Here is a 12,825-nt window from a genome sequence, read left to right on the forward strand (position 1 = left end):
ATCAAGCCAACCTAGAAAAATACATCAAAGCCCGCTTTTCGTCCAAGCAAATGCCGCAATTTGCAGACGGCTTGCCTGTGATTACCTTTACCACCGCTGGCGTGTTTTTAGACACCAGCACCCAAACGTGCGTGCCGCTATCCACGCTGCCACGCCAGCACGGTCGCCGCAGACTTGCCGATCTAAACGCTGGGCAAACGGCAGAACTTATCGCCCTTAGCACGCAGTATTTAAGCCGCCAAATCAAAGCGGACGGGCTGTTTGACTATGGCTCGTTTCCTTGTTTTGACAAGCCGATTCCCACTTATAACACCCTTCGCCACGCCAGCAGTCTGTACGCACTGCTAGAAGGCTTGGAGCTTTGTCAAAATCTGCAAAACAAACCACACGCCATCTCACACACCATCAGTAATAGCCGTCTGCAAACTGCCGATTTGGCAAACATTCGCCAGCAAGTCGAGCAATCTTTGGATTATTTCATCGCTCATTTTGTGAAAGATTATGACGATAAATCCTATGTGCTGGAAATTAACAACGAAATCAAACTCGGTGCAAATGCCGTGGCGATTTTGGCGATGGTGAAATATGTGCAAATTTTTGGCAAATCCGACCGCTCTTTGTCGCTGCTGGCATTGTGCGAACGCTTGGCAAACGGCATTGTGGCAATGCAAACCGCAGACGGCGGTTTTGTGCATATTTTAGATGGCGAAACCCTTGCGGTAAAAGAAAAAACACGCACCATTTATTATGACGGCGAAGCGGCGTTTGGCTTGATGCGGCTGTATGGCGAAACCCAAGACCCACGCTGGCTGGCTTGCGTAGAAAAGGCGTTTGACTTTTTTATCGCCAACCACCACGAAAAAGCCCACGATCATTGGCTGTCTTATTGCTCAAACGAGCTGATTCGCTACAAGCCTGAACGCCGCTATTTTCAGTTTGCCGTGGATAATGTCAAAGGTTATTTGAATTTTATCCAAAATCGCCTAACCACTTTCCCGACATTGCTTGAGCTGTGTATGGCATTTCATAAAATGCTCTTAAAACTGGACGAATTTCCAGAACATCAAGACGTGCTAAAAGGCTTTGATGTGCCAGCGTTTTATCGTGCCTTACACACGCGTGCCAATTATTTGGTGAATGGCTTTTTCTTTCCAGAAATGGCGATGCACTTTGCCAACCCACGCCGCATTTTGCACGGATTTTTTATCCGTCATCACGCCTTTCGTGTACGGATTGACGATGTGGAGCATTATTTGTCGGGCTATGTACATTATCACGAACTGCTCAGCTCAAACCGCTACCCAAAAAGCCTGACAGATGCCGAAGCCAAAGACAACGCCTTCACCGCAGAAAATCTTGCCATCGCCACCGCTGGCAAATGGCATATCGCACCTAAGGCAAATTGGCGTGCGACAGGGCTGTCTATTTTCCCAAAAAGTTTTGTCAAAGGGCATATCGTGGTGGCTCGTGGCAAGGCGATGAGTACAGGCTATCTGCCATTTGCGGCGGTGAAATCCTTTGTGCTAAAAGGTGCCAGTGCCATCATCACAGACGAGCCAGAGAAGTATGAAAACTTGGGCGTGCCAGTGCTTGCGGTGAATAACGTACGCCAAGCCACGCTTGATGTTGCCCGCCTTGCCCGTACCGCCTATCAGGGGGGTGTATGGCGTAACAGGCAGTGCAGGCAAAACCACCACCGTGGCAATGCTGTCTGCCGCCTTAGGCAATGTGGGCAAAACCACCCAAACCCAAGGCAGTGCCAACCTGCCCATCGGCATTGCGTGGAATATGGCAGGTATGGCACAGACGGCAAAACACTGGGTGCTGGAAATGGCGATTGGCAATATGTCGCTCAACAGCCAGCTTGCCAAGCCTGATGTGGCAATCATCACCAACATCGCCGCTGCCCATTTGGAATATCACCACGACCTAGACACCGTGGCACTCAAAAAATCTCGTATTTTTGATGCAATGCAGCCAAACGCCCTTGCCGTGGTGTGCCGAGACATTGCCCAGTTTGAGCTGATTGCCCAAGCCGCCCAGCAAAAACAGCTCACGCTCATCAGCTATGGCGAACACCCAGATGCTGACGTTCGCTTGCTGTCTTATTCGCAAGGTTTAGGCAAAATCACTGCCTTTGGTGAGACGCTGGAGCTGCGTCTGAACGTACTGGGCAAGCATTTTATGCTAAACGCCCTTGCCATCATCGCCATCGCCAAAAAGCAAGGCTTGGATTTGGCGAAAATTTTAGCCGCACTTTCGGCATTTCGCCCTGTGGAGGGGCGTGGCAATCAGTTCACCGCCGAACACGCAGGCAAAACCATCACCGTGATTAACGATGCCTACAACGCCAACCCAATTTCTATGCAAGCCGCCCTGCTCGCCTTTGCCGACCACCCAGCGGCAAGCACGCAAAAGGTGCTGATTTTGGGCGATATGCTGGAGCTGGGTGCAGACAGTGAGCATTACCATCGAGCACTTGCCGAGCATATTCACACCCACACCGCACGCTGCGTGCTGCTGGTGGGCGATGCCAGCCGAGCAACGTTTGACACGCTAAAAGCACGCTGGGCAAACGACAGCACCACCCCAACGCTGGCACATTTTGCCAACCGCGCCGAGCTAAAATCCGCCTTGGCAGACGTACTGCAACAAGGCGATACCGTGCTGATTAAAGCATCGCACGGCATTGGCTTGGAAGGGGTATTTCAGCCTTTAAACGCAGAAAATAGCCAGCCAGCCAGCCAGCCAGCCAGCCAAAATAGTGTAGCGGCGGCAATTCTGCTTGCCAATAGCCCTGCGTCAAAATCCACAATAAAAAACGGCACGCTTGACATCACATTTGCCAAGCGTGCCGATGAACCTAAAAACCCCGCTTCACTCTCAAAACTACTCACCGCAATGCTGATTTGGGATAAAATCCACGCACACGGCATCAATCCAGCCAAGCACTGCCTTGCCTTTGCCCATCAGCTGCCCCAGCATAGGCAATACTTCACGCCAAACGAGCAGGTTTCTTTGCTTGACTTGCTCAGTGCGATGCTGATTTTAAGCTGTAACGACTCTGCACACCTGCTGGCACGCTGGCATTCTGGCAATGAAGCTGCCTTTGTCAAACAGATGAACCAGCTGAGCCAAAAGCTGGGTATGACACATTCACACTGGACACGCTCATCAGGGCTGGAATTTAAACACGCCCGCACCACCGCTTATGATTTGGTGATTTTAGCCGAGCATTTTGTCCAGCACTACCCTACGCTCAGCCAGCTGTGTGCCAAGCCCGCCTTTCACCGCCACGGCAAAAATTGGGCTTCTACCAACATTTTGCTCAAAGAATACCCCAAACTCAAAGGGCTCAAAACAGGCAACTTAGTCGGTGTCGGCTCAAACCTGATTTTACACTGGCAACAAGCCGACCGCCTGCATTTTGCCATTATTTTAGGGGCGGCAAACAGTAAAGAGCGGTTTGAGATTGGGCGGGAGGTGCTTGAGAAAAGTTGAATGTCAAGTCGGATTGTGATAGGATTTACAGAATAATTTAAGGTATAAATTACCTAAATCAACACTTAAATCGGTTTTATTATGCTAATTCAATTCTCTGTCGAAAATTACCGCTCAATAAAAAAAGAGCAAACCCTCTCTTTGGTGCGTAGTACAAGTGATGAAATGGCAGATAACTATTTTGCTGCCAACGCCCCTGCAACGCCCGATCTTCTAAAATCAGCGGTCATCTATGGTGCAAATGCTTCAGGCAAGTCAAATGTTATCAAGGCATTAGATTCAATGATTAGCATTATTGCCGATTCATTCAACAAAAAACCCGACTATTCTATTGGCACAACCCCTTTTCTTTTTGATTCGGACAGCCAAAAACAGCCAACAATCTATGATATATCTTTAGTTGTTGATTTGGTCAATGAACAAGGCGATTTGCAAAAAACGCGTGTTGATTATGGTTTTGTTGTAGATCAGGACAGAGTGTACGAAGAATGGCTAAGTGTTTATCCAAAAGGCAGAGAGCAAAACTGGTTTTCTCGTGAATACAACGAAGAAATATCCGATTATGAATGGAAAATGTCTGACTATTTCAAAGGCGAAAAATCGAGCTGGAGAAATCAAACTCGAGCAGACCAGCTCTTTTTATCTACCGCAGTACACCTAAATAGTGAGCAAATCAAGCCTATTTATCGTGCTTTAACAGAGAGAATACCCATTATTCGCACAGACCGAATCAGCGATAAAATGGCTAAAGAGTTTTGCAAAAAGTCTGAAAAAGATAAATCTATCATCATTGCTTTGCTAAGATCCGCAGGCATTGAATTGAATGACATTGTTTTTGAGAAACCAAAACTTAACCTAGCAGGGATTCCTGAAAACCTGCCTACTGTCATCAGAAATCAGCTAATGCACGACATTCAAAAAGACTTTGTTTCACAATATGAAACCTTTTTTGTGTATTATGACAACGAAGGAAATGAGCAAAAAATAAATTTGCGTGAAGAATCTGACGGTACACAAAAATTATTTGAATTTGCTGGCTTAATCTTGGTCGTATTAAAAAATGGCGATACATTAGTCATTGATGAACTTAATAAAAGCCTACATCCTGATTTGGTGCGTTTTTTGGTGAAGTTGTTCAATTCACCTGTTAATCAGAACAACGCCCAACTGATTTTCACAACGCACGAAACATCTGTTTTGAGAAAAAATTTATTACGCAGAGATCAAGTTTGGTTTTGTGAAAAAGACAACAACAGGGCAACAAATCTATATCCCTTGACAGATTTTAGACCGCATAAAAACCGTGAAGATATTGAAGAATATTACTTACACGGTAAATATGGGGCAAAACCAATCATTCAAGAATTTACTCCACCTGAGTTCTTTTGGGAGGAGTAACTTGCTATGTCCAGACGCAAATCAAGAAACCTAGCTCGAAATACACCCAAACGAGAAGCCTACAAAACCGTTCTTATTGTTTGCGAAGGCATAAAAACAGAAAAAACATACTTTGAAGGTCTTATTAACTATGAAAAGCTATCTTCTGTTAATGTTCAAGTTTTTTCAGGCAGAGGTTCTGATCCAAAATCTGTTGTAGAAACCGCAATCCAAGAAAAAGAAAAACAAAGCCAACACTTAGACTTTGATGAGGTTTTTTGTGTCATCGACAGAGACACGCATACAACCTTTAAAGAAGCCAAAAAGCTGGCAAAAGATAATGGCATTGAGCTAATTATTTCTTACCCTTGCTTTGAGTATTGGTATCTATGTCATTTTGTTTATTCACGCGCTCCGTTTACTAGAAGCGGAAGAAAAAGCGCTGGAGATCTTTGCGAAGATTCACTGAACCAAGAATGGCAAAAAGCATTTAACAGAAAGCATAACAAAGCAGAAAAAGAAACATACCTTTCTCTGCTCCGCTATCGCGAACAAGCAATAAACAACGCTAAAAAATCACTGGTTGAAGCAAATAAGGATAATGAATACAACCCTTCCACCGAAGTTCATCTTTTGGTAGAAAATTTAATCAACATTAAAGGATAGATTGATTAGCAAAATAATTGATTGACATTTCCCAACTTCCCAACCAACAAAAAAACACCCCACATTTCACTGTGGGGTGCTCATCACATCAAATGCCGTAAAAAATTACAACACCTGTACGCCTTCTTGGATATACACCACGTTATTGTAGCTTGAGGTGTGTGCCCAGCCGTCGTAGCTTACGCCATCTACGGTTACGTCTGACACTTTTTGCCAGCTGCCTGTGCCGTCGCGTTTGCTTACGCCTACGTTGCCTAGGTCTACTTTGTCGTCATAGCCGCCTTTGATGAACAGCTCTGAGCCGTTGGCAAGCACGTTTTTCAGGGTTACGCCTGTCAAGGTGTTTGCACCTTTGCCGTGTAGGTCAATGGTTTCTACGCCTGTCAAGCTGCCTAGGTTGGCGGTTTGTTTCGCACCTGTGAATACCAAGGTGTCATCGCCTGTGCCGAAGTTCAGCTTAGCGGCTGGGCTGATGTTGCCGCCTACGCTCACGGTGTCGTCGCCTGAGCCTAGGTTGATTTTCGCGGTGCCTGCGATGTAGCCGCCGATGGTTAGGCTGTCGTTGCCTGCACCTAGGTTAATCGTGGCTGCGTCTACGTTGGTGCCGACTTTCATCACGTCGTTGCCGTTGCCTGTGGTGATGTTTGCCGCTGTGCCGACAATCCAGCCGCCTACGTTGATGGTGTTATCGCCATTGCCCAGATTGATGGTTGAGGCTGAAATGTTGGTACGAACGTCTAGCACGTCGTTGCCGCTGCCCATTACGATTTGGGTGGCTGAGCCTGTGATGTAGCCGTCTACGTTATTTGTACCCACTACCAAGGTGTTGTTACCGTTGCCTAGGTTGATGTTACTGGTGTCGATGTTGGTGCGTACTGCCACATAGTCATCGCCAGCACCTGCGGTAACGATACTGCGGTTGGTGATGTAGCCGTCCACACGGTTTGCCGCACCCACGATTAGGGTGTTATGCCCTTCGCCTAGGTGTACTTGCGAAAAATCGATGTTTGTGCCGACTTTCACGATGTCATCGCCGCCGTAAGTGTTAATCACAGATTTACCTGTTACATAGTTATTCACGGTGATGATGTCTTTTTTCGCACCTGTTTGATAGCCTAGGTTGCCATCACGGGTTACGGTGCGTGCCGTGCTGTGCGTTGGGTAAGAGGCATAAGTAGCGGTTAGGCTGTCGCTGATGACAGAGTTTGTCATAAAGTTTAGCGTCGCTTCGCCATAGGCTTCTACCGCATAGGTTTTGCTGGTGGTGATGGTGGCGGTGTTACCTGCTGCGTCTGTGGTGGTAAGTACTGCTTTGATGGTTTTATCTGCATCGTTCATCAGTGCCGAGCCTGCCACGGTTAGGCTAAAGTTACCGTTTGCGTCCACTTTACGGGTGTAGTAAGTGGCGTTATCTAGGTAAATGCGTACGCTGTCGCCTGCGTTAAATTCGCCTGTTACGCTGCCTGTCAAGGTGATGTTGCCAGCGGCTTCACGAGAAGTCAGCACGTTATCAGCGGTTACGTTGTGCAGTACGATTTGTGCTTGCGGAGCGATGATGTCCACGCCATAGGCTTTATCGCTGCTTACGGTTGCTGAGTTGCCGTAGCTGTCTGTGGTGCTGATGGTGGCAGTGATGGTGTTATCGCTGTCCGCCACCAAATCACTGCCTGCCACGTTTACGCTGAAGTTGCCGTCTGCGTTTACGGTGGTGGTGTAAGTTTTACCGTTTACATTTACGCTTACCACATCGCCTGCGTTAAATTCGCCTGCCACAGTGCCAGTCAGGGCGATGGTGCCGCTTGCTTCGGTGGCGTTGATGATGTTGTCAGCGGTGATGTCGTTTACACTTACGCTCACTTCTGGGGCTTTGGTCGCCACTTGGTAGGTTTTTACGCCTTCTGCGGTGGTGCGGTTGCCTGCGGCGTCTGCAGTGGTAATCACAGCTTTGATGGTTTTATCGGCATCGTTTACCAATAATGACGCTGGTACGCCTGCTACGCTAAAGTTACCGTTTGCGTCTACTTTACGAGTGAAATAGGTGTTATCGTCTAGGTAAATGCGTACGCTGTCGCCTGCGGTGAAATCGCCTGTTACCTTGCCGCTTAGGGTGATTTTGCCCTTCGCTTCAGCGGCGTTTACGATGTTATCCGCAGTGACGTTATTTAGGGTGATTTGTGCTTCAATGCCCAAATCTAGGGTTTCGCTGTCGGTGGCGGTGAGTGCGTTGCCGTTGTTATCGGTGGCGGTGGCGGTAATGGTCAATGTGCCGTCTGCCAAGCCTGATACGTCCACGCCATTTGCCGCATAAGTGCCGTCTGGATTGACGGTGGCGGTGGTGGTTAGGCTGTTGCCGTTTGCATCTGTGATGGTGATGGTTACCACGCTGCCAGCAGGTACGTCCGTGCTTGTGCCTGAGATGTCTGCGGTGCCGTTGGCATTGATGGTGGCATCGGTGCTTAAACCGCCTGCGATGTGGTCTAGGGTGATAACGTCAGTGTCGGTTACGCTAAAGTCGTTGTTATCCACAGAGGTGGTGGTAACGGTTACATCGCCGTCTGCCAATGATGAAGTGTCCACCGTCAAATCATAAGTGCCGTCTGCTTTTGCGGTGGTGGTGGCGGTTACGCTGTTGCCGTTTTTATCGGTAATCACGATGGTGATTTCGCTGCCTTGATAGATGTCTTGGCTGGTGCCGGTGATGTGTACCACGCCGTCTGCATTTGCTACAGTCGGTACGCTGTCTACTTCACCGTCAATTAGATTCAGTCCAATGTTTCTTGTGTATTCTCTGGTTACGCCGTATAGGTCTAGTGCTGTTGCAACAGCTTTGGCACCTCTGCCGTCAATCAAACCGCTCGCATCTAATGCAATGCGGTAAGTATTATTTGCCAATGCCACTGTTTTGCCTGAAACGGCATTACCAAGGCGGTCAGTTAGAGTTACATTAACAGTATTGCCTGCTGGGATATTTTTCAATTGTCCAACAATAATAGTAAGGTGTTGAGTCATTTGTAAGACATTTTCCTATAAAAAGTAAAACAAAATCCCAAGCTCATAAGAACTTGGAAGTAAAAAAGCCCAAAACAAGCGGTCAAATTTGCAAAAAACTTTGCATTTTTAACCGCTTGTTTGGTTTGCGACTAAACGCCCTGCCTTTCGCAGAGCGTTTAGGTTGCGGATTATCAGTAATGGATTAGATTACTGTAATACCGTCTTGGATATACACCACCACGCCTGTGCTTGCTTGGTAGCCAGTGTAGCCAAGCGGTGCATCGGCGATTTGGGTAAAGCCGGTGGTTCTGTTATGACCGTCATCGCCCAAGTCCACCGTGGTCGGTGAGCTTTCGGTATTGATGAACAAGCCTTGGTAGGTAACACCGTTGAACACTTTGCTGCCCGAGCCGTTCTTACCTGCGGCTGCTGCGGTAATATCAAGCTCTTTGCTGGTGTTCAATACCACTTCTTCGATGTTTTGGAAGCGGTCTAATAGCAGTTTTTGAGTACCGCCGAAGCCAGCACCTTCAAACACTACAGTGTCAAAGCCGTCGCCACCGTTTACGGTTACGTTCGGGTTCACCGCGTTACCAGCCAGTTTGATGGTGTCATTGCCCGTACCCAAATCAACGGTTACACGACCGCCTACCAATGAAGTCAAGCTGTTACCTGCACCTTCGCCTAGGTCTACGATGTCATTACCTGCACCCATATTGATGTTGATTGAGCCGGTAGATTGAGCGTAAACGTAGTTGAACACTTTCAGGTAGTCGTTGCCGTTACCCATATTGATGTTGGTGTCGTTACCGCCTACTTGCTGGATCATATTCACCACCAAGCTGTCATCGCCAGCACCAGTATCCACGTTCAACGGACGGTTTACAGCAACACCTGTTGATACGTTACCTGTGGTTGCGTTGTTGGCAACTTCACCCACCAAGATTAGGTTGTTCACGTTCTTATTCAGATCGTCAATCACCTGCACAGAGTCATCACGTTGCAATGGCGTACGCTCGTTCGGATACAAGTTTGGCATACGCGTCAAGGTCATTGTGCTTGCACCTGCGTTGGTCGCGGTGTTGCCCGCCTTGTCGGTTACGCTTACGTTGTAAGTAACTTGCTGACCGAACAATCCAGAGTTCAGCGGGCTTTGTACCACAAAGTTGCCTTTGTCATCTGCCACGCCTTGGCGACTTGCTGAGCCTGATACGCTTACATAAGAACCCGGTTCTAGGTTGCGGATTGTTAGCGTATAGTTGCTGCCGCTCACTTCTGGCGTGATGTTACCCACAGTAGTAACGTGGTCGTACACAGCATTGATCACGTTTGACACGACGCTTGGATCGTCTTTCAAGCGTACTTGCAAGCGGTTTGCCTGACCGTCAATGTCGCCATTGCGTGGCATTGTGAAGCTCGTGCCAGTACCTGCAATCCAAGTATCGCCACCGTCTGTGGTGTATTCCCACGCTGCACCGCTTGGGTTGGTTACGTTTACAGTCGGATTATTGGTAATGCCGTCTGTAGTTGTACCTCTGGTGCCTGCACCTACGGTATCACTTGCTAGAGCGATGGTCGGCGGTGTTAGCGGCACCACCACATCATTACCTGCATTCGCTGGTGTCGCGTCTGCTGGGTCTTCTTGTGGGTGGCTGCCTGTTGCGGTTACAGGTGAGCCGTCTTTCACACCGTCTTGCGGAATGTGTACCGTGCCATCTGCGTCAATCCAAGGCGTTGTGCCGTCTGTTTTCTCATTTGGCAATGGGTTACCGTCTTGAGTCGCTGTCCAACCGTTATCACCTTTGGTTACGGTGATGGTCTTAGGCTGGTCGTCCTCATTGGTGTAGCCGATTTCCACCTTGGTGTTATCATCACCTCGTGCGATGCTTACTGAGCCGTCAGTTGGGCTTGGGGTGATGGTCGGTGCGTCCGCTTTGGTGTCTGTGCCAGCTGGTTTCGGTTCTGCGGTTGCAGGGGTGTCCTCTGGGTTATCACCTGTTGCGGTTACGTCTGAGCCATCTTTCACACCGTTTTGCGGAATATGTACCGTGCCGTCTGCGTCAATCCAAGGCGTTGTGCCGTCTGTGGTTGGCGTGGTTGGCAATGGGTTGCCGTCTTGGGTCGCTGTCCAGCCGTTATCACCTTTGGTTACGGTGATGGTCTTAGGCTGATCGTCCTCATTGGTGTAGCCGATTTCCACTGTGGTGTTATCCAGACCCGGTGCCACCGTTACTGAGCCGTCAGTTGGGCTTGGGGTGATGGTCGGCTTGTCAGCTTCCACTTGCGGACGTGGATCGCCTGCGTTGGTCTTATCTGCGTCTGTGTTGGTGTACAATTCACCGTTTGGCTTCGTCAAGCTTCTGTCGGTTACTGTAGCACGCACAGTGTAAGCCTTCGCTGGGTCTAGGTTCGCTACGTCTGTCGCTGCGAAATCTGCCGTCCAAGTTACGGTAGTATCCACATCTGAGTAAGTCAGGATCGCTGGCTTAGTCGCTATCACATTGCCTTGCTCGTCCACGATTTCCGCTTCAACATCGACGCGTGACATTGTGAATGAACCGTCAAGATCGCCAGATACTGCAAAGCCGTTGTCGATGTTTTCAGCTGTGATGGTTGCATAGCCGTCTGCATCGTCCGCACCTTGCTCTTGACCTGCGATGTTGTTCACATCAACTTTCACAGCGGAAATATCCAGCCACGCATCGTATGAATGCAGCTTGTCGGTGTCGGTGGCAGTTTTGCCGTCTACGGTTACGTCTGCTTTCACTTGGTAGAACACGTCAGAGGCGTAGTTTTCAATCGCACCTGCTGGTACTTCCACCGTCCAAGTGCCATCGTCCGCCACAGTTGCGGTTAGCGTTGTGCCTGCTTTGAGCACGCTTGCACCGCTTGCATCTTGTACGTCTGCGGTTACAGTCGCACCTGCTGCGTTGGTGGTCGTACCTGAGAAGCTCCAGCCGTTTGTATTCGCTGCTCTCTCGTCAATCGCACCGTAAGGCGTTTCGTTTGCACCTTCTTCGTTTTGGAAGAATTCATTGCCCGCCACACCAGTGATGGTGTCGATGTCGATGGTTGGGGTGTTGTCCTTACGTGTCGCTTCATCAGACACTGGGGCTGATTCGTTGCCTGCTGGGTCTGTGATGGTGCCTTCTACTTTCAGCGGTTCACCTTCTTTTGGTGCAGGTACGTCAACAGTCACTGTGCCAGCTTTGATGTCTTCTTCAGTCAACGGTTTTTCACCAAGTACGTCGCCAGTTTCTGGGTTTTTGATTTGTACGGTGTCGCCTGGTTTCGCATCTTGTGGTAGCTCAACTTTTACAGGTACGTTGCCGTTTGTATCAATTTCATCTGACGTGATGAAGTCGTCACCATTGCCAATCTCAACTTTGGTTGGGGCTGATGGTGGTGTCACATCAAGCGTATTCGGACTTTCATCAGTCGCTGTTACTTTACCATCGTTTGCACTTGCTTTGGCTGTAACAACGCCATCTGCTAGACCTGTTAGGTCAACAGTGGTTGAGTAGTTGCCGTCTTTGTCGATGGTTGCAGTAGTCTCAACTGTCTTACCGTTTTTGTCGGTCACAGTTAGGGTTACTACAGTACCTTCTGGCAGCTGAGTGCTGGTGCCTGAGATTGGTGCTTTAGTGATGTTTGACTTATCGATTTGGTTTACCAAGTCAACAGTGATGGTTGCTGGGTCAATCAAATCTGCAATGCCGTCACCGTCTTTGTCAGTGATGGTGTTGCTGTTTTCATCAGACTCTTCACCATCAGTAATGCCGTCACCGTCTGAGTCTTCGTCACCGTCAGGCGTGCCGTCACCGTCACTGTCCGTGTTTTTCGGGTCAGTGCCGTTGGCTTTTTCGTCTTCGTTGTTTACGCCATCGTTGTCATCGTCAGTGTCTTTGTCTTCTTCTGGCGCCTTGGTGTCGCTGTCAGGTTTGCCGTCACCGTCAAAGTCATCATACAATGGCGTTTTCACTTCCACTGGTGTTGATGGCTCTTTGCCAGTTTCTTGACCTGTTACACTTACTACTGAGTCATCTCGTACTGCATCTGGAGTAAAGGTGATAATGCCAGTTTTTGGATCGATGCTCACACCCTCTGGAGTTTTGTCCAAAGTCCACTCGCCCGTTTCTGGGTTTTTGGTGGCTGTGATGATGTGTGGTTGATCGTTTTCATCGATGAAGTCAACTACGGTCTTGTCATTGTCAACACCTGGAGTTACTTTTACGCCACCTGTTGGGTTTTCGCCTACTTTGGTCAGTTCAGCGGTTGGTTGGTTGGCTT

General features: G+C 48.7%; 5 protein-coding genes. 3 read left to right on the forward strand and 2 right to left on the reverse strand.

Features of this window, described 5'->3' with window-relative positions:
* The first annotated feature begins 1,704 nt into the window (after nucleotides 1-1,704).
* From B0181_RS07245 to B0181_RS07255, 3 genes are all read left to right on the forward strand, one after another.
* Entirely contained in the window at nucleotides 1,705-3,501 is a 1,797-nt protein-coding gene (locus B0181_RS07245) for a Mur ligase family protein (protein WP_172462091.1), read from the forward strand.
* Between the two features lie 81 nt (nucleotides 3,502-3,582).
* On the forward strand, nucleotides 3,583-4,899 hold the full coding sequence (locus B0181_RS07250) for an AAA family ATPase (RefSeq protein WP_078276840.1): 1,317 nt from the start codon (nucleotides 3,583-3,585) through the stop codon (nucleotides 4,897-4,899).
* Between the two features lie 6 nt (nucleotides 4,900-4,905).
* Nucleotides 4,906-5,544, forward strand: coding sequence for an RloB family protein (locus B0181_RS07255; RefSeq protein WP_078276841.1), 639 nt, complete (start codon nucleotides 4,906-4,908; stop codon nucleotides 5,542-5,544).
* Between the two features lie 105 nt (nucleotides 5,545-5,649).
* On the opposite strand, the gene B0181_RS07260 is transcribed toward B0181_RS07255, so the two are convergent.
* Nucleotides 5,650-8,520 (reverse strand): beta strand repeat-containing protein, encoded by a 2,871-nt coding sequence (locus tag B0181_RS07260; RefSeq protein ID WP_158078945.1) that lies wholly within the window; start codon nucleotides 8,518-8,520, stop codon nucleotides 5,650-5,652.
* Nucleotides 8,521-8,737: 217 nt separating this feature from the next.
* A partial coding sequence (locus tag B0181_RS12100; RefSeq protein ID WP_158078946.1) for a hypothetical protein occupies nucleotides 8,738-12,825 on the reverse strand: 4,088 nt, incomplete at its 5' end.

It is taken from the genome of Moraxella caviae (assembly GCF_002014985.1).
Lineage (GTDB): Bacteria > Pseudomonadota > Gammaproteobacteria > Pseudomonadales > Moraxellaceae > Moraxella > Moraxella caviae.